This window comes from Inquilinus sp. CAU 1745 (assembly GCF_039839375.1).
Classification (GTDB): Bacteria; Pseudomonadota; Alphaproteobacteria; order DSM-16000; family Inquilinaceae; genus JBDOQU01.
This window is the reverse complement of sequence record NZ_JBDOQU010000009.1, coordinates 123,448-143,139: the sequence shown is the minus strand read 5'-3', so window position 1 is coordinate 143,139 and position 19,692 is coordinate 123,448. Positions and strand designations below refer to the sequence as shown.

General features: G+C 65.6%; 24 protein-coding genes. 12 read left to right on the top strand and 12 right to left on the bottom strand.

All coding sequences use genetic code 11. From position 1 onward, the window contains the following. Window positions 1-33: 33 nt before the first annotated feature. Window positions 34-2,151, top strand: coding sequence for a catalase (locus AAFN89_RS12685; RefSeq protein WP_347539428.1), 2,118 nt, complete (start codon window positions 34-36; stop codon window positions 2,149-2,151). A gap of 15 nt (window positions 2,152-2,166) precedes the next feature. On the opposite strand, the gene AAFN89_RS12680 is transcribed toward AAFN89_RS12685, so the two are convergent. Then, window positions 2,167-2,490, bottom strand: coding sequence for a helix-turn-helix domain-containing protein (locus tag AAFN89_RS12680; protein ID WP_347539427.1), 324 nt, complete (start codon window positions 2,488-2,490; stop codon window positions 2,167-2,169). A gap of 51 nt (window positions 2,491-2,541) precedes the next feature. Here AAFN89_RS12680 and AAFN89_RS12675 point away from each other — a divergent pair, with 51 nt between their 5' ends. Next, complete coding sequence (locus AAFN89_RS12675; protein WP_347539426.1) at window positions 2,542-3,027, top strand: SRPBCC domain-containing protein; 486 nt, start codon at window positions 2,542-2,544, stop codon at window positions 3,025-3,027. Between the two features lie 119 nt (window positions 3,028-3,146). Here the strand turns inward: AAFN89_RS12675 and AAFN89_RS12670 are convergent, their stop codons facing one another. The 9 genes from AAFN89_RS12670 to AAFN89_RS12630 form a co-directional block, all read right to left on the bottom strand. Further along, window positions 3,147-3,758, bottom strand: coding sequence for a LysE family translocator (locus AAFN89_RS12670; RefSeq protein ID WP_347539425.1), 612 nt, complete (start codon window positions 3,756-3,758; stop codon window positions 3,147-3,149). A 46-nt stretch (window positions 3,759-3,804) separates the two neighbouring features. Continuing rightward, window positions 3,805-4,236 carry a VOC family protein gene (locus AAFN89_RS12665; protein WP_347539424.1) on the bottom strand — a complete coding sequence of 144 codons (432 nt, stop codon included), beginning with the start codon at window positions 4,234-4,236 and terminating at the stop codon, window positions 3,805-3,807. A 121-nt stretch (window positions 4,237-4,357) separates the two neighbouring features. Continuing rightward, window positions 4,358-4,714 (bottom strand): helix-turn-helix domain-containing protein, encoded by a 357-nt coding sequence (locus tag AAFN89_RS12660; protein WP_347539423.1) that lies wholly within the window; start codon window positions 4,712-4,714, stop codon window positions 4,358-4,360. Between the two features lie 297 nt (window positions 4,715-5,011). Then, complete coding sequence (locus AAFN89_RS12655) at window positions 5,012-6,400, bottom strand: NAD(P)(+) transhydrogenase (Re/Si-specific) subunit beta (protein WP_347539422.1); 1,389 nt, start codon at window positions 6,398-6,400, stop codon at window positions 5,012-5,014. Window positions 6,401-6,416: 16 nt separating this feature from the next. Further along, on the bottom strand, window positions 6,417-6,827 hold the full coding sequence (locus tag AAFN89_RS12650; RefSeq protein ID WP_347539421.1) for an NAD(P) transhydrogenase subunit alpha: 411 nt from the start codon (window positions 6,825-6,827) through the stop codon (window positions 6,417-6,419). Window positions 6,828-6,855: 28 nt separating this feature from the next. Then, window positions 6,856-8,031 carry a Re/Si-specific NAD(P)(+) transhydrogenase subunit alpha gene (locus AAFN89_RS12645; RefSeq protein WP_347539420.1) on the bottom strand — a complete coding sequence of 392 codons (1,176 nt, stop codon included), beginning with the start codon at window positions 8,029-8,031 and terminating at the stop codon, window positions 6,856-6,858. A 116-nt stretch (window positions 8,032-8,147) separates the two neighbouring features. After that, complete coding sequence (locus AAFN89_RS12640; RefSeq protein WP_347539419.1) at window positions 8,148-8,396, bottom strand: YlcI/YnfO family protein; 249 nt, start codon at window positions 8,394-8,396, stop codon at window positions 8,148-8,150. After that, window positions 8,396-8,818, bottom strand: coding sequence for a putative toxin-antitoxin system toxin component, PIN family (locus AAFN89_RS12635; RefSeq protein ID WP_347539418.1), 423 nt, complete (start codon window positions 8,816-8,818; stop codon window positions 8,396-8,398). The genes AAFN89_RS12640 and AAFN89_RS12635 overlap by 1 nt, the downstream gene beginning before the upstream one ends. A 59-nt stretch (window positions 8,819-8,877) precedes the next feature. Further along, window positions 8,878-10,233: an AarF/ABC1/UbiB kinase family protein gene (locus AAFN89_RS12630; RefSeq protein ID WP_347539417.1), complete on the bottom strand. Its 1,356-nt coding sequence runs from the start codon at window positions 10,231-10,233 to the stop codon at window positions 8,878-8,880. Between the two features lie 241 nt (window positions 10,234-10,474). Between AAFN89_RS12630 and rpmH the strand changes: the two genes are divergently transcribed. Genes rpmH through argB form a run of 6 tightly spaced genes read left to right on the top strand, consistent with a single transcriptional unit; the run spans window position 10,475 to window position 14,949 of the window. Then, window positions 10,475-10,609 carry a 50S ribosomal protein L34 gene (rpmH, locus tag AAFN89_RS12625; RefSeq protein ID WP_347539416.1) on the top strand — a complete coding sequence of 45 codons (135 nt, stop codon included), beginning with the start codon at window positions 10,475-10,477 and terminating at the stop codon, window positions 10,607-10,609. 17 nt (window positions 10,610-10,626) lie between these two features. After that, complete coding sequence (gene rnpA / locus AAFN89_RS12620; protein WP_347539415.1) at window positions 10,627-11,043, top strand: ribonuclease P protein component; 417 nt, start codon at window positions 10,627-10,629, stop codon at window positions 11,041-11,043. After that, window positions 11,040-11,330 carry a membrane protein insertion efficiency factor YidD gene (gene yidD, locus AAFN89_RS12615; protein WP_347539414.1) on the top strand — a complete coding sequence of 97 codons (291 nt, stop codon included), beginning with the start codon at window positions 11,040-11,042 and terminating at the stop codon, window positions 11,328-11,330. The genes rnpA and yidD overlap by 4 nt, the downstream gene beginning before the upstream one ends. Window positions 11,331-11,385: 55 nt before the next feature. After that, a complete protein-coding gene (yidC, locus tag AAFN89_RS12610; protein WP_347539413.1) occupies window positions 11,386-13,317 on the top strand; it encodes a membrane protein insertase YidC in 1,932 nt (643 codons plus the stop codon). A gap of 31 nt (window positions 13,318-13,348) precedes the next feature. Further along, window positions 13,349-14,011 carry a ribosome biogenesis GTP-binding protein YihA/YsxC gene (gene yihA / locus AAFN89_RS12605; protein ID WP_347539412.1) on the top strand — a complete coding sequence of 221 codons (663 nt, stop codon included), beginning with the start codon at window positions 13,349-13,351 and terminating at the stop codon, window positions 14,009-14,011. 11 nt (window positions 14,012-14,022) lie between these two features. Further along, window positions 14,023-14,949, top strand: coding sequence for an acetylglutamate kinase (gene argB, locus AAFN89_RS12600; protein WP_347539411.1), 927 nt, complete (start codon window positions 14,023-14,025; stop codon window positions 14,947-14,949). Between the two features lie 11 nt (window positions 14,950-14,960). Here argB and AAFN89_RS12595 read toward each other — a convergent pair whose 3' ends face one another. Next, window positions 14,961-16,175 carry a DUF2336 domain-containing protein gene (locus tag AAFN89_RS12595; RefSeq protein WP_347539410.1) on the bottom strand — a complete coding sequence of 405 codons (1,215 nt, stop codon included), beginning with the start codon at window positions 16,173-16,175 and terminating at the stop codon, window positions 14,961-14,963. After that, on the bottom strand, window positions 16,172-16,810 hold the full coding sequence (locus AAFN89_RS12590) for a PAS domain-containing protein (protein WP_347539409.1): 639 nt from the start codon (window positions 16,808-16,810) through the stop codon (window positions 16,172-16,174). Before AAFN89_RS12590 ends, AAFN89_RS12595 begins: the two co-directional genes overlap by 4 nt. 211 nt (window positions 16,811-17,021) lie before the next feature. On the opposite strand from AAFN89_RS12590, the gene AAFN89_RS12585 reads away from it, so the two are divergent. The 4 genes from AAFN89_RS12585 to pheS all read left to right on the top strand — a co-directional run bounded on the left by AAFN89_RS12585 (window position 17,022) and on the right by pheS (window position 19,669). Beyond that, a complete protein-coding gene (locus AAFN89_RS12585) occupies window positions 17,022-17,717 on the top strand; it encodes a pyrimidine 5'-nucleotidase (RefSeq protein WP_347539408.1) in 696 nt (231 codons plus the stop codon). 176 nt (window positions 17,718-17,893) lie between these two features. Next, window positions 17,894-18,094 carry a 50S ribosomal protein L35 gene (gene rpmI, locus AAFN89_RS12580; protein ID WP_347539407.1) on the top strand — a complete coding sequence of 67 codons (201 nt, stop codon included), beginning with the start codon at window positions 17,894-17,896 and terminating at the stop codon, window positions 18,092-18,094. Between the two features lie 15 nt (window positions 18,095-18,109). Continuing rightward, on the top strand, window positions 18,110-18,466 hold the full coding sequence (gene rplT, locus AAFN89_RS12575; RefSeq protein ID WP_347539406.1) for a 50S ribosomal protein L20: 357 nt from the start codon (window positions 18,110-18,112) through the stop codon (window positions 18,464-18,466). A 126-nt stretch (window positions 18,467-18,592) separates the two neighbouring features. Then, the gene (gene pheS, locus AAFN89_RS12570; protein ID WP_347539405.1) at window positions 18,593-19,669 is read left to right on the top strand and encodes a phenylalanine--tRNA ligase subunit alpha; all 1,077 of its coding nucleotides are present in this window, start codon (window positions 18,593-18,595) and stop codon (window positions 19,667-19,669) included. Window positions 19,670-19,692 lie beyond the last annotated feature (23 nt).

Genomic DNA, 19,692 nt, shown 5'->3' with positions numbered 1-19,692 from the left:
GCGCATGCCGAAGACCAGCCTGGGAGAGGAACGATGGCGCCCGAACGAGAAACCACCACGACCGCGCGATATTTCGACCAGCAGGCGCCGCGGCGTGCCGGCGGGGAGACGCATCAGGCTGCTGAAGGCGAAACGCCGGTTCTCACCACCCAGCAGGGCGCGCCGGTTTCCGACGACCAGAACTCGCTGAAGGCCGGTCTGCGGGGGCCGACATTGCTGGAGGACCAGCATTTTCGGGAGAAGATATTCCATTTCGACCATGAACGGATTCCCGAGCGCGTCGTCCATGCTCGCGGCTTCGGCGCACACGGCTTCTTCGAAACCTACAAATCCCTGTCCGACATCACGAGCGCCGACATCTTTCAGCGTCCGGGGGAAAAGTCCGAGGCGTTCGTCCGCTTCTCCACCGTCGCCGGCAACAAGGGATCGTCCGACCTGGCGCGCGACGTGCGGGGCTTCGCCGTCAAGCTCTACACAAAGGAAGGGAACTGGGACATCGTCGGGAACAACATGCCCGTCTTCTTCATCCAGGACGCCATCAAGTTCCCTGATCTGATCCACGCCGCCAAGCAGGAGCCTGATCGAGGCTTCCCGCAAGCCCAGACGGCGCACGACAATTTCTGGGATTTCATGTCGCTGATGCCGGAAGCCATGCATATGGCGATGTGGATCATGTCCGACCGGGCGATCCCGCGATCCTTCCGTTTCATGGAAGGGTTCGGCGTCCATACCTTCAGGATGATCAATGCGGAGGGCAGGTCGACCTTCGTGAAGTTCCACTGGAAACCCAAGCAGGGCCTGCAATCGGTGGTCTGGAACGAAGCGCTGAAGCTGAACGGCGCGGACCCCGACTTCCATCGGCGGGATCTGTGGGACGCGATCCGGGCGGGCGATTATCCGGAATGGGAACTCGGCCTCCAGCTATTCGACGAGGCGTTCGCGGACAGCTTCGGCTTCGACATTCTGGACGCCACCAAGATCATTCCGGAGGAGGAGGTCCCGATCCGGATCGTCGGCCGGCTGGTGCTGGACCGCTGCGTCGACAATTTCTTCGCCGAGACGGAGCAGGTCGCCTTCCATACCGGGAATGTCGTGCCCGGCATCGACTTCACCAACGATCCGCTTCTCCAGGGGCGCAACTTCTCTTACCTCGACACGCAGTTGAAGCGGCTGGGCGGACCGAACTTTACCCACCTGCCGGTCAACGCGCCGCGCTGCCCCTTCCACCATTTCCAGCAGGACGGCCACATGGCCTTCCACAACCCGCCGGGCCGCGCCAACTACGAACCGAACTCCTGGAGCGAGGCGGGCGGTCCTCGGGAAACGCCAGAGCAGGGGTTCCAGTCCTATCCGGAGGAGATGGAGGGAACGAAGCGGCGCGCGCGGCCGGACAGCTTCGCCGACCATTACAGCCAGGGCCGCCAGTTCTATATCTCCCAGACCCCGATCGAGCGCCGCCACATCGCCGATGCCTTCACCTTCGAGCTGTCGAAGGTGGAGAGACCGGAGATCCGTGCGCGCATCGTGTCCCACCTGCTGAACATCCATGAGGAGCTGGCGGAGAGGGTCTCCCAGGGCCTGCGTCTGGAGGAGATGCCGAAGCCGGCCGAGGCGGCCAAGCCGACCAGGACCGACCTGAAGGAATCGCCGAAGCTGTCGATCGCCCTGAACGGGCCCGACAGCTTCAAGGGCCGGAAGATCGGGATCCTCGCCACGGACGGCGTCGATATCGGGCTGGTGGACGGGCTGCAGGAAGCGGCCAAGGCGGAGGGCGCGCTGGTCGAGATCGTCGCGCCCATGATCGGCGGCGTGAAGGCAAGCGACGGTGCCTGGATCGAGGCCGGACAGAAGATCGATGGCGGTCCTTCCGTCCTCTATGACGCGGTGGCGATCCTGCCTTCGGCCGAAGAGGCGGAGGCGCTGGCGAGGCAGCCGGCGGCGCGGGATTTCGTGGCCGACGCCTTCGCTCACTGCAAGTTCATCGCCTATTCGGCCCACGCCATGCCGCTGTTCGAGAAGGCGGGAATCGCGGCCGAGCTCGATTCCGGTTGTGTTGAGCTGGACAGGGGCGACGCCGCGCGCGGGTTCATCGAGATGTGCCGCGACCTGCGGCTGTGGGAACGGGAGGCGCGGATCAGGGGCGCGGCCTGATCCAGCCATTACCGGCTAAACCTCCAGATCGGTCTTCAGCCGGTCGAGGATGGTGACCGCGTGGGCGGCGTAGCCGCTGATCCAGCGATCGTGGATGCGCTTGATCGGCAGGGCGTTCAAATGATTCCACCGCTCCCGCCCCCGCCGCTCCGCGATCACCAGATCGGCCTCCTCCAGCACCTTCAGATGCAGCATGATCGTGCAGCGATCCATGTCCCCGAACAGGTCGCAGAGCGCACCTGTGGTCTGCGGGCCGTCCTTCAGCGCGTCCAGCAATTCCCGCCGGCGATGATGGGCCAGGGCCTTGAAGATGCGGTCGTTTTCAGTGTCGCTTGACATGTTATGTTTTTATAACTTATTGTCCGAGGACGCAAGCGAAAGGAGGACGCCATGTCCCTGGGTTTCAGGATTTCGGGCCGGATCGACAAGCCGGCGGCCGAGGTGTTCGACGCCGTGGTCAACCCGAAGAAATTGAGCGGGTACTTCACCACCATCGGCGGCGCTAGCGGGCCTCTGGTCGCCGGGGAGAAGGTGATCTGGTGGGGCGAGATTCCGGTGGAGATCGAGGAGGTGACGCCCGACCGGCGGATCGTCCTGCGCTGGGACGCGGAGGCTCCGGCGGACGGGAAGCCGTCCTACAAGACGCGGATCGAGATGACGTTCGATCCGCTGGAGGAAGGCGGCACACTGGTCGCGATCGTCGAGGAAGGCTGGCGCGAAGGCGAGTCGGGCCTGCGCAAATCCTACCTCAACTGCGAAGGCTGGACGCAGATGCTGTGCTGCATGAAGGCCTATCTGGAGCACGGCATCAATCTGCGCGACGGCTACTACCGCAGCGAGATGCGCGGCGAACCGGCGCGGGAAGCGCAGGTCTAGCGACGGCCGTGGCGCTCACCCCGTTCCCTCCTGGTGAGCCTGTCGAACCATGTGTGCCCACACCTTTCGACAGGCTCAAGGTGAGGAGGTGGGAGAGGTCTCGCCCGCCAGCCCGATCCCTATCGCTCCGCCAGCGCCAGCTTCGCGCCGAGCGCTACGAAGGCGGCGGCGAAGGTGCGGCGCATCCAGGACAGCACGCGGGGGCGGGAGATGATATGCGCCCGGACTGACGCGGCGCAGACCCCGTAGCCAACGAAGACGATGAAGGTGAGCGCCATGAACACACCGCTCAGCTCCGCCATTCGCATGAAGGCGTCGGGTTCTCCGGCGCTGACGAATTGCGGCAGGAACGCGAAGAAGAAGATCGAGAGCTTGGGGTTGAGGATGTTGACTAGGACGCCGGAGACGATCATCCGCCAGGCCGAGCGCGGGGCCGTGTCAGCCTCAACCTTCAGCGTCCCCTGCTCCCTCAGCGTGTTCCACGCCATGTAGAGCAGGTAGAGGACGCCGAGAATCTTCAGCGCCTGGAAGGCCAGCGCGCTGGTGTGGAGGATGGCGGCCAAGCCGGTGATTGCCGCCGCCATGTGCGGCACGATGCCGAGCGTGCAGCCGAAGGCGGCCACGACGCTGGCCCGCGCGCCGCGCGACAGGCCGGCCGCCAGCGTATAGAGGACGCCCGTGCCGGGCGCCGCCACGACAATGAGCGAGGTCAGCAGGAACTCGATACTCAAGGCGAACGCCCTCCCCTACGCTATTCGGTAAGCCGGAGCCGAAAGCTCAGGTCCCGGCGGTCTCAAGATTTTCCGGCGTCGCGGCCTCCATGTCCATCCACATCACTTCCCAGATATGGCCGTCGGGGTCCTCGAAGCTGCGACCGTACATGAAGCCGTAATCCTGCTTCGGGCACGGATCGACTGTCCCGCCGGCGGCCCCGGCCCGGCCGACCATGTCGTCCACGCCTTCCCGGCTGTCAGCGGAGAGGCAGATCAGCACCTCGCTGGTCTCCCGCGCATCGGCGATCTTCTTGGGCGTGAACTGGCGAAACTTCTCATGGGTCAGCAGCATCGCGTGGATGGTCTCCGAGAAGACCATGCAGGACGCCGTGCCGTCACAGAACTGTTCGTTCTTCTCAGCACCCACCGCCTGATAGAAAGCGGTCGATCGCTCCAAATTCGCGACGGGCAGGTTCACGAAAATCATCTTGGGCATGGGTGACTCCTTCGGTTGGTTCGGCCATAGGACGAACGGCGGAGCGGGGTGCCGACAATGGGGTGGGGAAATTTCTCGGTCTGCGAAATGCTGAGCTGTTCGACGCAACATCGTCAAATCGTCACGCCGCCTTGCCCGCCAGCACGTCCGCGACCATTCGCGGATGTTTCTCGATCACCAGCAAAAGACTTCGAGCGGGGCCTTCCGGGCAGCGTCGGCCCTGCTCCCAATCGCGAATGGCGGCAATCGTGAAACCGAAACGCTCAGCGAATTCCTTTTGGGTCATGTCCAGACGGAGCCGAATCGCCCTCACATCGATGATTTCCGGTGGATGCACGATTTGCCATCCATCCGGCGACCAGTCCGACATATCGGGTGCGGCATCCGGATTGTCAGCGATCTGCCTGGCGATATCCCGATCCGTCAATGCGTCCTGTGCCGTCCAGTCAACGAGTCTGTGACGTGGTTTGGAAGACATCGACTTCTCTCCTGTTAGCCTTCCGCAACGAGATAATCCATCGAACGCCGTCACGCCATGTATAGACGCAGACATGGATACGGCCGTTGATCGGACCCATCGCTATCCGGCGTTCCTCACCATAATCGAAACGATCATCTATCCGTTCGACATGGCGTTCCGAGAAAAGCTCCTCGGCATCCGCAAGGCCGATGCCGTGCTTCTCATGGTTCAGGGCGTCCTTCTTCGAACCGAATGCGATCACAGGCGACACTACGGCAATGCCGCACTTAAATCAATTCCGACAGGGTTAGTTCCTCAATCCATCGCCTTGACGATTTCCTCGCAGACCTTCTTGGCGTCGCCGAGCAGCATCATGGTGTTGTCGCGGAAAAACAGTTCGTTCTCCACGCCGGCATAGCCGGAGCCGAGCGAGCGTTTGACGAAGAGGACGGTCTTGGCCTTCTCCACATCCAGGATCGGCATGCCGTAGATCGGGGAGGAGGCGTCGGTCTTGGCGGCGGGGTTGGTCACGTCGTTGGCGCCGATGACGAAGGCGACGTCGGCCTGGGCGAAGTCGCGGTTGATGTCCTCCAGTTCGAACACCTCGTCATAGGGCACGTTGGCTTCGGCCAGCAGCACGTTCATGTGCCCGGGCATCCGGCCGGCGACGGGATGGATGGCGTATTTCACGTCCACCCCTTCCTTCTTCAGCATGTCCGCCATCTCACGCAGCGCATGCTGGGCCTGGGCAACGGCCATGCCGTAGCCGGGCACGATGATGACCGAGCGGGCATTCTTCATGATGAAGGACGCGTCGTCGGCCGAGCCGCGCTTGACCGCCCTGTCTTCGCCCCCGGCAACGGCGGCCGAGGCCGTCTCCCCGCCGAAACCGCCGAGGATGACGTTGAAGATCGACCGGTTCATCCCCTTGCACATGATGTAGCTGAGGATGGCGCCCGACGCGCCGACCAGCGCGCCGGTGATGATGAGCAGGTTGTTCTGGAGCGTGAAGCCGATGCCCGCCGCCGCCCAGCCGGAATAGGAATTCAGCATCGAGACGACGACCGGCATGTCCGCGCCGCCGATCGGCAGGATCAGGAGGAAGCCCAGCGCCAGCGCGACCAGCACGATCAACCAGAAGGCCACGGGGCTCTGGCCGGCGCACAACCAGACGACCAGCGCGACCGTCAGGATTCCGAGCGCCAGGTTGAGGATGTGCTGGCCGGGGAAGACCAGCGGCTTGCCGGAGACGAGGCCTTGGAGCTTCGCGAAGGCGACGACGGAGCCGGTGAAGGTGACCGCGCCGATGGCGGTGCCGATCGCCATTTCGATCAGGCTGCCGACCGCGATCGCGCCGGGGCTGCCGATGCCGTAGGCCTCGGGATTGGTGAAGCTGCCGGCGGCCACGAACACGGCGGCGAGGCCGACCAGGCTGTGGAAGGCGGCGACGAGCTGTGGCAGCGCCGTCATCTTGATGCGCAGCGCCGTCACCGTGCCGATGGCGCCGCCGATCAGGATGGCCGGCGCGATCAGCCAGAAATTGACCACCGTCGGCAGCATCAGCGTCGTCAGGATGGCGATGGCCATGCCGACGATGCCGAAGACGTTGCCCGACCGGCTGGTCTCCGGGCTGGAGAGGCCGCGCAGCGCCATGATGAAGCAGATGGCGGAGACGAGATAGGCGAGAGCGGAGTATGTGGCCATGTCGTTCATCCGCCCCTTACTTCTTTTTCTTCTTGTACATGCTGAGCATGCGATGGGTGACGATGAACCCGCCGAAGATGTTGACGCTGGCCAGGATCACCGCGAGGAAGCCCATCGCCTGACCGAAGCCGAACTGCGCCGGTCCGGCTGCGATCAGCGCGCCGACGATGATGACCGAGGAGACAGCGTTGGTGACGCTCATCAGCGGCGAATGGAGCGCCGGCGTCACCCGCCAGACCACATAGTAGCCAACGAAGCAGGCCAGCACGAAGACCGTCAGGCCGACGACCAGGAAATCATGGCCGGCGGAAGCGGCCTCACTCGTTACCCTGGTCGCCTGGACGGCAAGGTCGGCGACGCGGTCGGCAAGGACCTGCGCTTCGGTCGCGACCTCGGCGGCCGATTGGGCAAGCGTCTCCGGTTCCATGAAAGCCCTCTTTTCGTGGGGTTGGTCTTCAGCCGGCGGCCGCTTCGGCGGCAGCGGGCGCGAAGGAGGGGTGAACGATCCGGCCGTCGCGCGTCAGCGCCGTGCCCTTGATGATCTCATCCTCCCAGTCGATCTTGAGAGCCTTGGCTTCGGAATCGACCAGAGGGGTGAGGAAGTTCAGCAGGTTCTTGGCATAGAGCGCGGAGGCGTCGACCGCAACGCGGGACGGCACGTTCAGATGGCCGACGATCTTGACGCCGTTGGCCGTGGTCACGACCTCCCCCGGCTTCGAAAGCGGGCAGTTGCCGCCTCGTTCGACGGCAAGGTCGACGATCACCGATCCCGGCTTCATCGTCGCGACCATCTCCTCCGTCACCAGCACGGGCGCCGGGCGGCCGGGAATGAGGGCCGTGGTGATGACGATGTCCTGCTTCCTGATCGTCTCCGCGATCAGTTCCGCCTGCTTCTTCCGATAATCCTCGGACATCTCCTTGGCGTAGCCGCCCGCAGTCTCCGCCTGACGGAACTCCTCATCCTCGACCGCGACGAAGGTCCCGCCCAGGCTCTCCACCTGCTCCTTGGTGGCGGGCCGAACATCGGTGGCGCTGACCACTGCGCCCAGCCGGCGAGCCGTGGCGATCGCCTGGAGGCCCGCGACGCCGACGCCCATGATTAGCGCCCTGGCCGGCGGCACGGTGCCGGCGGCGGTCATCATCATTGGGAAGGCGCGGCCGAATTCCGCCGCGGCGTCCAGCACGGCGCGATAGCCGGCCAGGTTCGACTGGCTGGACAGCACGTCCATCGACTGGGCCCGCGTGATCCGGGGCATAAGTTCCATCGCGAAGGCGTCTATCCCGGCGGCGGCGTAGGCGTCGAGGCTGTCCCGGGAATCGTACGGGGCGAGCATGGCGATCAGCATCGCGCCCTTCTTCATGAGCGCGACTTCATCGATCTTGCCTTCGCCCGCCGCCAGCGGGCGCTGGACCTTCAGCACCACGTCGGCATCGGACAGCGCGGCCTTGGCGTCCTTGGCGATCGTCGCGCCGGCGGCCTTGAAGGCGTCGTCAGTAATCGCAGCCGATAGCCCGGCGCCCGATTCGACGGCGACGTCGAAGCCCAGCGCGACCAGCTTCTTCACGGTATCGGGCGACGCGGCGACCCTGGCTTCGTTGGGGCGGCGTTCCCTGGCGACGGCAAGTTTCATGCGGACGACCGTTCCTCGACGATTTTTTCGGCGCTTGCCCATTCGGCGCACGAAACATGCCGCAAAGGCCGGGCGCTGGGCAAGGGCGGAAGGTCGGACGCCGCCGGTTACTTAGATCAATCGATCACATCATCCGGTCGGGGCGGCGCTCCGTTCGGACGAGCCATGAACCGATCGAACGCCGCGAAATCGGCTCGTGCGATGCGCTCGGCCAGATAGTCCGACGTACGCATAGCCGAGAGTTTCTCAGCGACCGCCGTCACGATGAACTGATTGAGGCTGGTTCCATCAGCCTGAGCCGTCTTCTCCGCGGCCGTCTTAAGCGATTGTGGCAGTCGCAGTGGGTAGTTACTGCTGGCGCCCATCAAACCCTCCTTAGAATCATGGCAGGCGGCAAGGTCTCGATCCCAAATTCATCAGACGTTGCGCCATAATCGCGAGCATTGAAGGTAACAATCCCATCAGCCCGTCCGTTGACAGCCGCTTCCAGAATCATTTCGTCATCGGCGTCGCGGAGTTGTGGTCGCCACAGAAAATGCGTCTCCACCGGTTCGACGAGGGCCGCAACGATGTTCAGAAAATTCTCCACCTCATCCCGTGTTGCGCCGGACCCGGAGACATGCTCATGCCGCGTCGTCACGGCTTCGTACTCTACGAAAAGTGGCACCGACGCCAGCATGATGGCGCGTCCGGACCGGATTCGCCGAAGCAGTTCCGCCGACGCACCTGATGGGCTTCTCATGCCTGCCACAATGACATCTGTATCGAGGGCGAGTCGGCAAATCATTACCAACTTTATATCATATCGCCGGTGACGTTATCAATCGCGCGAACGAACAGGAATCCTCACGCCGCTTCGGCGGCGGGGACGTCGTGTTTGGCGAGCATTTTGGATTGCCGGGCGGTCAGCTTCTTCTCGCTGAAGCCTTCGATCAGTTCGTTGAACAGGCGGTACCAGTTGATCTCCGCCTTCAAATGGATGAAGACGGAGCCGAGGCCGAGCGCCGCGCGGTCCATGAAGACGAATTCGCGGGGCACCTCCACGCCGCCGACGCGGCGGAGTTCGGCATGGACCTTCTCCGCCGTCTCCCGGCCGTAGACGCCGTTATTCGTCTCCCCCATCGTGCGGACGCGGTCGTCCATCACGGGCGCGTAGAGGAAGCGCGCCCAGATGGTCAGGACGTCCACCACCTCCCGCGTGATGTTGGTGAAGCCCCAATTGCGGAAGGCCTGGACCGCGCGCTCCTCATCATCCTCCAGCAGCGCGTGGTAGAGGTCGATCACCCCGGCGACGAAGCGCGGCGGGAAGACGCGGACGCAGCCGAAATCCAGAAGGTTGATCGACTTGTCCGGGCGGACCGAATAGTTGCCCAGATGCGGGTCGCCATGGATCACGCCGTAATAATAAAGCGGCACGTACCAGGCGCGGAACATGTTCAGCGCCAGAGCGTCGCGGGCGTCGGGATGGTCGGCGACGAATTTCAGGATCGGCTGGCCTTCCAGCCAGGTCGAGGTCAGCAGGCGGCCGGTGGACAGTTCGGGCACCACCTCCGGCACATGGACCGTCGCCTCGTCCTTCAGGATATCGGCGTAAAGGGCGCAGTGCTTCGCCTCCAGCCGGTAGTCCAACTCCTCATGCAGGCGGGCCGCCAGTTCGACCTGGATCTGCTTGGTCGAGACGGCCTTATCGTAGCGTTCGTAGATGCCGATCAGCAGCTTCAACTGGCGCAGATCGGCCTCCACGGCCGACTGCATGTCGGGATACTGAAGCTTGCAGGCCAGCAGGCGGCCGTCATGATGGTAGGCCTTGTGAACCTGGCCCAGCGAGGCGGCGGCCGCGGCCTCCTTCTCGAAGCTCTTGAACTTCGAAGACCAGTTGGGACCCAATTCCGACGTCATGCGCCGCTTGACGAAGGGCCAGCCCATGGGCGGCGCGTTCGCCTGGAGCTGCTGAAGCTCGCTGACATATTCCTTCGGCAATGCCTCCGGAATGGTCGCCAGCATCTGGGCGACCTTGACCAATGGCCCGCGAAGGCCGCCCAGCGCCTCCTTGAGGTCGTTGGCGTGCTTCCCGCGCTCCAGCTTCATCCCCAGATAACGCTCGCCCGCCAGACGGGCGGCGAGCCCGCCCATCGAGGTCGAGACCCGGGCATAGCGGCTGAGCCGGCCCGAGAATGTATTTTCTTCCGATCCGTCGGCCATGGCTCTTAGGATGGTGAGGGCGATCCGAAACGACCAGTGGTCGGCGCATTTATCGTACAGTCGAAACCCGCGCGCCAACCGCGAAACGCGGCCTTGCCACAAAGTCGGCGGCGCGGCAAGCGACGAGGTTCGGCCGGGCGATCCAACTCGATCGGTCGAGATTGACTTGAGCCGGTCGAGCGCCTATAAGCCGCGCTCGATTTTTTCCTGCCAAGACCGGTTTTCAAGGGAGAAGCGTTCCGTGAAACGCACCTATCAACCCAGCAAGCTCGTCCGCGCCCGGCGGCACGGCTTCCGCTCTCGCATGGCGACCGTCGGCGGCCGCCGTATCATCGCCAACCGCCGCTCCAAGGGCCGCAAGCGCCTGTCGGCCTGACAGGCCGCGCCCGCGCGATGCCGCGGCGCGGCCCGAAGACGCTCGCCGGCGCGCCGTCGATCGGACGGCTGACCCGCAGGGCGGAGTTCCTGGCCGTCGCCGGCACGCGCCGCAAGGCCGTCATGCCGGGGCTGATCCTTCAGGTCCGCAGGCATGACGGGCAGCAGCAACCGCGAGAGGACGAACCCGCCGTGCGTGTCGGTTTCACCGCCAGCCGCAAGGTCGGAAACGCCGTGATCCGGAACCGGGCGCGGCGTCGCTTGCGTTCGGCCGCGGCAGAGATCCTTTCCGCCCACGCCGCGCCCGGCCATGATTTCGTGGTCATCGCGCGGGGCGCGACGCCGGCGCGGCCATACGCCGCGCTGAAGGACGATCTGACTGGCGCGCTGCGCCGGCTGAAAATCTGGCGCGACCCGACGGAAACAATGCCATGAGCCCGCTGGCCTATTTGTTCAAGGGGCTGGTGCTGGGCTACCGCTACACCCTGTCCTCCTTCATGGGGCATGGCTGCCGGTTCCGTCCCACCTGTTCGGAATACGCGATCGACGCTATAACGGCGCACGGCGCGGTCCGGGGAGGTTTGATGGCCGTCCGGCGCATCGCCCGTTGTCGCCCCGGCGGCGGCGAGGGATTCGACCCCGTATCAGACATCGCCGCTCCGGGAGCCGCCGCACGGTGCGCCCACGGGCCGGCGCAACCACATCGGACGCACGTCCCCTAGACCCATTTCAGACAGGGCCCGGCGCGGTTTGGCGTCAGGAGCCGGAGTTTTCCCAATGCCGGATCAGAAGAACCTTTTGTTGGCGATCGTCGCGTCCGTCGCCATCCTGCTTGGCTTCCAGCTTCTGTTCCCGACGCCCACCCCGGCCCCCTCTCCCGCCGCCCAGAACGAAACAGGCGCTTCGGAAAGCGCGCCGCAGGGCGTGGCCGACCCCACCGCCTCGCCCGGCCGCGCGCCCACGCTCGACGGTTCGGGATCGCTGGAGGAACTGCCGCGCGAGGAGGCGCTGGCCCAGACCGACCGCATCCGGATCGACACGCCGCGCCTGCACGGGTCGCTGTCGCTGGTCGGCGGCCGGCTGGACGATCTGACGCTGGCCGATTACCAGGAGACGATCGACCCGGACAGTCCGGAGATCATCCTGCTGTCGCCGCGCAACGCGCCCAGCCCCTACTACGCCGATTTCGGCTGGATCGCGAACAATGCCGACATCGCCGTCCCCGGCCCCGACACGCGCTGGACGGCAAACGGCGACATCCTGACGCCGGAAAACCCGGTCACGCTGACCTGGGACAACGGCCAGGGCCTCTTGTTCGAGCGCACAGTCTCGGTCGACGAGGATTACATGTTCACGGTCACCCAGCGGGTGACGAACGAGACGGGAGCGCCGGTCCAGCTTTCCCCCTATGGCCGTATTCTGCGCTTCGGCACGCCGGAGACTCTGGGCTTCTTCATCCTGCATGAAGGCCCCTACGGCGTCTTCGACGAGACGCTGAAGGAGTACAGCTACGAGGACATCCGGGAGGAGAGCACAGTCGCCATGGAGTCGACGGGCGGCTGGCTGGGCTTCACCGACAAATACTGGCTGGTGGCGCTGGCCCCCAACCAGGACCTGACCTTCGACGCGCAGTTCGCCCATCAGACGGAAGCCGGCGAGAACCGCTACTACGCGACCTATGGCGCCGACACCCGGCCGCTGGAGCCTGGCCAGACGATCGAGGAGACGACCCACCTGTTCGCCGGCGCCAAGGAAGTGCCGGTCATCGACCATTATGAGCAGGAACTCGGGATCACCAACTTCGATCTGGCGATCGATTTCGGCTGGTTCTACTTCCTGACCAAGCCCTTCTTCTACGCGATCAACTGGATCTATGGCGTCGTCGGCAATTTCGGCGTGGCGATCCTGATCTTCACCGTCGTCGTCAAGGCCCTGTTCTTCCCGCTGGCGAACAAGAGCTATAAGTCGATGTCGGCGATGAAGAAGCTGCAGCCGCAGATGACCGCGCTGCGCGAACGCTATGGCGAGGACCGCCAGAAGCTGAACATGGAGATGATGGCGCTCTACAAGCGCGAGAAGGTCAATCCTGCCTCGGGCTGCCTGCCGATCGTCATCCAGATCCCCGTCTTCTTCGCGCTCTACAAGGTGCTGTTCGTCACCATCGAGATGCGGCACGCGCCCTTTTTCGGCTGGATCCAGGATCTGTCGGCGCCGGACCCGACGAACCTCTTTACCCTGTTCGGCCTGATCCCGTGGGACCCGCCATCCTTCATGATGCTGGGCATATGGCCGCTGATCATGGGCGTGACCATGTGGGCGCAGCAGAAGCTGAACCCCGCCCCGGCCGACCCGGTGCAGCAGAAGATCTTCATGTTCCTGCCGGTCGTCTTCACCTTCATGCTGGCTTCCTTCCCGGCCGGGCTGGTGATCTACTGGGCGTGGAACAACACCCTGTCGATCATCCAGCAATGGGTGATCATGAAGCGGATGGGCGTGAAGATCGGCGGCGGACCGGAGACGCCGGACGCGCCCGCGACGCCGCCTTCCGGCGGCAAGAAGAAAGCCGCCAAAGAGCCGGCGGCCGAGGCCAAGGGAGAGGAGTCCGCTCCCGCCCCGGCTTCCGAAGGCGCGGTCGCCAAGGCCGCACCCGCCCCCCGCCGCAAGCGTCAGCAGTCCGGCGGCGGGCAGCGGGCCCGGCGCAAAGGGTGAGCGGCCCTAACGCGGCCGAGGGCCGAAGCCGATGACGAGCGCGCTGGTTGCGCCGCCAACGGCGCAGGAGATCGAGGACGGCCGCCTGCTCTTCGCCCAGGAATGCAATTTCATCTGGGCGACGGCGGCGATCGACCAATTGCCGCCGGCCGACCTGCCGGAAATCGCCTTCGCCGGGCGGTCGAATGTCGGCAAGTCCAGCCTGATCAACGCGCTGACCGGCCGCAACACGCTGGCCCGCACCTCCAACACCCCCGGCCGGACGCAGCAGCTCAACTTCTTCGACCTGGGCGGGCGGGTGCGGCTGGTCGACCTGCCCGGATACGGCTACGCCCAGGTGTCGAAATCGCTTGTCGCAGACTGGACGAAGCTGCTGCGCGCCTATCTGAAGGGCCGGGTCACGCTGCGCCGGGCCTGCGTGCTGATCGACGGGCGACACGGCATCAAGCCCAGCGACCTGGATATCATGAAGCTTCTGGACCAGGCCGCCGTGCCCTATCAGGTGGTGCTGACCAAGGCCGACAAGGTGAAGGCGGGCGAGCTTTTCCGCGTCGCCGGGACGGTCGAAGCGGCCTTGAAGAAGCATCCGGCGGCCTTCCCCGACATCCACGTCACCAGCGCGGAGGCCGGGACCGGCGTCGCGGAGCTTCGTGCCGCGCTGGCGATGCTGGCGACCCCTTCCCCATTGAAGTAGAGTCCGCCGCCATGACCGACGCCAAGGAACAATTCAGGATCGCCAGCCCCGTCCTGGACGAATGGCTGGAGAAGGCGAACACGCTGAGCGAGGCGCTGCCCTTCATGCGGCGTTACAGCGGCGCCACCTTCGTCATCAAGTATGGCGGCCACGCCATGGGCGACAATACGCTGGCGCAGGATTTCGCGCGCGATGTGGTGCTGCTGAAGCAGGTCGGCATCAACCCCGTGGTCGTTCATGGCGGCGGCCCGCAGATCGGCCGGATGCTGGACCGGCTGAAGATACAGTCGGAATTCATCGACGGGTTGCGCAAGACCGATCGGGAGACGGTCGACATCGTCGAGATGGTGCTGTCCGGATCGATCAACAAATCGATCGTGTCGGCGATCCAGGAGGTCGGCGGCAAGGCGATCGGCCTGTCGGGCAAGGACGGCAATCTGATGCAGGCCCGCCGCCTGCGCCGGACCCGGCGCGATCCCGACAGCAACATAGAGAAGATCCTGGATCTGGGCTTCGTCGGGGAACCTCACATCATCAACCCGGAGGTCCTGGAGGCTTTCGAGGACACCGACTTCATTCCCGTGATCGCTCCCATCGGAGTCGGACCGTCAGGCGAGACCTACAACATCAACGCCGACACGGTCGCCGGCGCGATCGCCGCCGCACTGAACGCGACAAGGCTGTTCCTCCTGACCGACGTGCCGGGCGTCCTGGACAAGGCCAAGCAACTTGTCGTCGAGATGACGGCGGAGGAGGCGCGCGCGCTGATCGAGGACGGCACGATCAGCGGCGGCATGATCCCGAAAGTCGAAACCTGTGTGGGCGCGGTCGATACCGGTGTCGACGCCGCCGTCATCCTGGACGGCCGCGTGCCCCACGCTCTGCTGCTGGAGATATTCACCGACGGCGGCGCGGGGACGCTGATCGGCGACAAATAGCGCCACCGGCGCTAACGGCCGGCGAAGAACTCCAACTGCCAGACCATCTCCGCCTCCGTCAGCGGATATGCTGTCCCATCCCGCGCCGGAAGCATGGCGCGGGCGGGCAGATTGCCGATATGGGCCTGGAGCTTGACCCCGAGGCCGACGGGCAGCCCCGCCTTCCAGGCCAGCGAAACGATGCCCTTGGCGCTGCCCGACCCCAGGATGCGCGCAACCAGCGGTCTGGCGAGTCCGCTGCGCCGGGACAGCGCCGCGACCACGAAGGTCCGGTCCCGGTCGAAGATCGCATCCTCCACCTTCTCGTCGGTCGGCGGCGCGTCCAGAATTTCACCGCCCAGCCCGGCCTTGGCGTTCTCCCGAGCGGTTTCCGCCCTTGCGGCGACGAACCGCCGAAGACCGGAATCAAGGTCCGGCCGACGCTTCAGCGCCTCCAGTAGCGGCAGTGCGATGAAGGAGGAGAGCCGCTCCACCGCGCGAGCCGGCAGCGACGGTCGGTCCACGAGCGGCCGATGCCAGCTTTCATGGCGCGGCGCGCGGTCGAGCAGGTGGTCCAGCGTGTCTTCCCTGATCTGCGCGCCGTGATTGGCGAGGAGGATGGCGATGGCGCCGATATCGTCCGTCCGCGCCAGCCGGTCGGCCAGCGCGGCGGACAGCGTCCCCCGGCGGGCGATCGCGGCGCGGGCGCCGGGGGACGGCGGCTCCGCCAGCATCGCGTCAAGATCGGCCTCGGCGAGTTGTCGCGACCGTTCCAGGACCGGCCCGGCGACCCGATCATTCGGATCGGCCGCCAGCCGCCTGACGATTCCGGCGGGCGCATGGTCGAGATCGGCCAGCCGTTCGGAAACCGCGCCCCGGACGGCGACCGAGCGGTCCGCGGCCGCCACCTCCAGCAAATCGACCAGCAGCCGGTCCGGCGGGCCGGGATCAGGTGCGCCGTTGCGCGGCAGGGCATCGGCCGACTTGACCGCGACGCGGCGACGGATGGCGGCTGAGGGATCATCAGCCAGCAGCCTGTCGGCCTGCCGGGGCGTCGCCAGGTTGGCGGCGACAGCCGCCCTCACCCCGCGCGCGGAGTCGGCGGCGAGGAAATAGAGGAATTCCGGCGCGATGTCGGTCCGGCGCGCGGTTTCGGCGCGGATTGCGACGTTCGGGTCGCGGGCCGACCGCTTCGCGTCGCGATAGCCGTCATCCCCGGAGCCGCCGACTTCTTCCGTGAAGGTCACGGGACGCGCCGATCCAGCATCCTCCACACGCCGCGCGCGCCGGACCAGCTTCCCGCGGCGTCCGCCAGCGGGCGCGCCGTGACGCGGCCGGCGAGACGCGAGCCGCGGCAGACCAGGTCCAGCGGCGCGTCTATCAGGCGGCGGCGCGTCTCAAAGGGCGATCGGGCGATGTCGCCCTCAGCCAGAAGGTCGGACGCCGGCCGTCCGACGAGATCGGCCGGATCGCAGCCCGGAAGGCCGTTCCCGGCGAGGAAGGCGAAGCGGCCGCCGGCGTCGGTCTCCCACGCCAGGTCGGCGGCGAGGTCGATCAGGTCGCGCAGCCGCTGGCGCGAATCGACCAGCGCATCGCGAAGCGTCCGCTCCACGGTCACGTCCCGGCCCAGCAGCAGCGCGCTGTCATCTTCACCCGGCACGACGGTCCATTCGATGAGCGCCATCCCGTCGGGCCGGTCGATCACGGAGGTCCGGAAGGGCCCGTGATCGCCGCCGCCGGCCATCAGCCAGTCGCAGAGATCGTCCCACCAGGCCGAATTTGAGGATCGTTCCGCCAGCAGGGCGCGCGCCTCTTCATTGGCGAGGCGGACCGCGCCGTCGAAGCCGATCCGGAAGCAGGGGCCGGGCCAGGCGCGGACCAACGCGGCCTCACCGTCGGCAGCTCCTTCCGGAGGCAACCGCTTGGGCTTGTCAAAGGCGAACAGGCGCATCGGCGATTTGCGGATCCCGCGCAGCGGATAGACAGGGGCTCAACCGTAGGAAGCAGGCCGTTAAGGGGGCCTTAACGGGGGCGCGACGCGCCCATGCCGCCGCACTCCCCAAACGGCTGCTTTTGGGATAGGGTCGCCGCCCATGACGACCATAGCCCCGCTCCACCATGTCGAATCCTGGGTATTCGACCTCGACAACACGCTCTACCCGGCGTCGTGCGACCTGTTTTCCCAGGTCGACCGGCGGATGGGGGAGTTCATCTGCCGCGAACTGGCGCTGGATTCCGTGGCGGCGCGCGCGTTGCAGAAGCAGTATTTCCGGGAGCATGGGACGACGCTGCGCGGGCTGATGACAGTCCATGGCATCGATCCGGCGGCCTTTCTGGACTATGTCCACGACATCGATCTAACGCCCGTCGCCGTCAGCGCCGCGCTGGACGACGCGCTGGGGCGGCTGGAGGGGCGGAAGCTGATCTTCACCAACGGGTCGGTCGCCCATGCCGAACGCATCCTGGAGAAGCTTGGCGTAGCCCGGCATTTCGACGACATGGTCGACATCGTGGCGTCGGACTATGTGCCGAAGCCCGATCCCGCAACCTATGACCGGATGATCGCGCGGTTCGGGATCGCGCCCGGCCGGTCGGCGATGGTCGAGGACATCGCCCGCAACCTCACCCCGGCGCGGGCGCTGGGCATGACGACAGTCTGGCTGCGCGGCGGCGGCGAGGATTGGGCCAGCCCCGACGATGGCGACGACCCGGCGGACCATGTGATCGACGATCTGGAGGGATGGCTGACCGGGGTCGCCGACGCGCGGGAACGGATGGCGATCACCTGAGACCGTCTCCCCGAAGGCGCGGCGAAACCGGCCCTTGCAAGCGGCGGGGCGGGCGGTTATAAACCGCGCCTCCATCGGGCGGCGAGGCCGGGTCGATCAATGACCCCGTGGGCATGCCCAACCGCCCGGACCGCGTTTCCAGACGCGGCAGTCCACTCTTCTTGAAAGGGACCGAAATGCCCAAGATGAAGACCAAGAGCAGCGCGAAGGGTCGTTTCACCCTGACCGCCACCGGAAAGGTGAAGTTCAACAGCGCCTACCGCCGCCACCGCCTTCTGACCAAGTCGAAGGCCGCGAAGGAGCGGAACCAGGGCACCAAGATCATGTGTGACGCCGACGCCCGCAAGGTGAAGCGTTACATGCTGCCGAACGGTTAAAGGGGCTATTGAACCATGGCACGCGTCAAAAGGGGCGTCACCACCCACGCCCGTCATAAGAAGGTCCTGAAGCTCGCCAAGGGCTATCGGGGCCGGTCGAATTCCAGCTTCCGCGTCGCGATCCAGAAGGTCGAGAAGGGCCTTCAGTACGCCTACCGCGATCGCCGGAACAAGAAGCGCAGCTTCCGCGCGCTCTGGATCCAGCGGATCAACGCCGGCGTCCGCGAACACGGGCTGACCTATTCCCAGTTCATGCACGGGATGGGGCTGGCCGGCATCGAGGTCGACCGCAAGGTCCTGTCGGACATCGCAATCCGCGAGCCGGAGACCTTTAAGGCCCTGGTCGAAAAGGCCCAGGCCGCGCTCAAGTAACGCGGGACAGGAGCGGCGCCCTTCCGGTTTCCGGCAGGACGCCCGCCAGTCTCGGGAAAAGTGAGGGGCCAGGCCTTGGCGGCATGGCCCCTTTTTTCATGTCCGAAGGATTTCGGGGAACCGACGATGGACAGTCTGGAAGCGTTGAAGGCCGAACTGAACGGCGCCGTGGCCGAAGCCGGCGATTTGGCCGCGCTGGACGAGGTGCGGGTCTCCGCGCTGGGCAAGAAGGGCCGGATCACCGGCCTGATGAAGACGCTGGGCGGCATGGATTCCGACCAGCGGCGGGAGATGGGACAGGCGCTGAACGTCCTGAAGGATGAGATCGCGGAGGCGATCGAGGCGCGGAAGACCGGCCTCCAGCGGGCCGCACTCTCCGCCCGGCTGGAGGCCGAGCGGGTCGATGTGACGATGCCCGCCCGCCCCTCCCCCTCCGGACGGCTGCACCCGATCAGCCAGACCATCGATGAGCTGACCGCCATCTTCGGCGACATGGGATTCAGGGTCGCCGAGGGGCCGGACATCGAGGACGACTTCCACAATTTCACGGCGCTGAACTTCCCGCCCGGCCATCCGGCGCGGGACATGCACGACAGCTTCTACCTGCCCGATCGCGCGGACGGGTCGAAGACGGTTCTGCGCACCCACACCAGCCCGGTGCAGGTCCGCACCATGCTGACGGAGAAGCCGCCGATCCGGATCATCGCGCCCGGCCGGACCTACCGGTCGGACTACGACATGACCCATACGCCGGTCTTCCATCAGGTGGAGGGGCTGGTGATCGACGAGGCGACCCATATGGGCCACCTGAAGGGCTGCCTGATCGAGTTCTGCCGCGCCTTCTTCGACATCGACGACCTGCCGCTGCGCTTCCGCCCCAGCTTCTTTCCCTTCACCGAACCGTCGGCGGAGGTCGATATCGGCTGCTCGCGCAAGGGCGGGGAGTTGAAGCTGGGCAATCATGGCGACTGGCTGGAGATCCTGGGCTGCGGGATGGTCCATCCCAACGTCATCCGCAATTGTGGGCTGGACCCGGAGCGCTATCAGGGCTTCGCCTTCGGCATGGGGATCGAGCGCATCGCGATGCTGAAATACGGCATTCCCGACCTGCGCACCTTCTTCGACGCCGACCTGCGCTGGCTGCGCCATTACGGCTTCGCCGCGCTGGACATGCCGTCCATGACCCACGGGCTGACGCGCTGAACTTTCAATGCTTGGGAACCAGG

Bases quoted from the DNA above. Each gene is read 5' to 3' on its own strand.
- AAFN89_RS12630 (WP_347539417.1), bottom strand. From the start codon at position 10,233: ATGGCCGACGGATCGGAAGAAAATACATTCTCGGGCCGGCTCAGCCGC.
- AAFN89_RS12685 (WP_347539428.1), top strand. From the start codon at position 34: ATGGCGCCCGAACGAGAAACCACCACGACCGCGCGATATTTCGACCAG.
- AAFN89_RS12655 (WP_347539422.1), bottom strand. From the start codon at position 6,400: ATGGCCACATACTCCGCTCTCGCCTATCTCGTCTCCGCCATCTGCTTC.
- AAFN89_RS12645 (WP_347539420.1), bottom strand. From the start codon at position 8,031: ATGAAACTTGCCGTCGCCAGGGAACGCCGCCCCAACGAAGCCAGGGTC.
- yidC (WP_347539413.1), top strand. From the start codon at position 11,386: ATGCCGGATCAGAAGAACCTTTTGTTGGCGATCGTCGCGTCCGTCGCC.
- rnpA (WP_347539415.1), top strand. From the start codon at position 10,627: ATGCCGCGGCGCGGCCCGAAGACGCTCGCCGGCGCGCCGTCGATCGGA.
- AAFN89_RS12680 (WP_347539427.1), bottom strand. From the start codon at position 2,490: ATGTCAAGCGACACTGAAAACGACCGCATCTTCAAGGCCCTGGCCCAT.
- AAFN89_RS12635 (WP_347539418.1), bottom strand. From the start codon at position 8,818: ATGATTTGCCGACTCGCCCTCGATACAGATGTCATTGTGGCAGGCATG.
- AAFN89_RS12660 (WP_347539423.1), bottom strand. From the start codon at position 4,714: ATGTCTTCCAAACCACGTCACAGACTCGTTGACTGGACGGCACAGGAC.
- yidD (WP_347539414.1), top strand. From the start codon at position 11,040: ATGAGCCCGCTGGCCTATTTGTTCAAGGGGCTGGTGCTGGGCTACCGC.
- argB (WP_347539411.1), top strand. From the start codon at position 14,023: ATGACCGACGCCAAGGAACAATTCAGGATCGCCAGCCCCGTCCTGGAC.
- AAFN89_RS12585 (WP_347539408.1), top strand. From the start codon at position 17,022: ATGACGACCATAGCCCCGCTCCACCATGTCGAATCCTGGGTATTCGAC.
- AAFN89_RS12675 (WP_347539426.1), top strand. From the start codon at position 2,542: ATGTCCCTGGGTTTCAGGATTTCGGGCCGGATCGACAAGCCGGCGGCC.
- AAFN89_RS12665 (WP_347539424.1), bottom strand. From the start codon at position 4,236: ATGCCCAAGATGATTTTCGTGAACCTGCCCGTCGCGAATTTGGAGCGA.
- AAFN89_RS12650 (WP_347539421.1), bottom strand. From the start codon at position 6,827: ATGGAACCGGAGACGCTTGCCCAATCGGCCGCCGAGGTCGCGACCGAA.
- rpmI (WP_347539407.1), top strand. From the start codon at position 17,894: ATGCCCAAGATGAAGACCAAGAGCAGCGCGAAGGGTCGTTTCACCCTG.
- rplT (WP_347539406.1), top strand. From the start codon at position 18,110: ATGGCACGCGTCAAAAGGGGCGTCACCACCCACGCCCGTCATAAGAAG.
- AAFN89_RS12640 (WP_347539419.1), bottom strand. From the start codon at position 8,396: ATGGGCGCCAGCAGTAACTACCCACTGCGACTGCCACAATCGCTTAAG.
- yihA (WP_347539412.1), top strand. From the start codon at position 13,349: ATGACGAGCGCGCTGGTTGCGCCGCCAACGGCGCAGGAGATCGAGGAC.
- pheS (WP_347539405.1), top strand. From the start codon at position 18,593: ATGGACAGTCTGGAAGCGTTGAAGGCCGAACTGAACGGCGCCGTGGCC.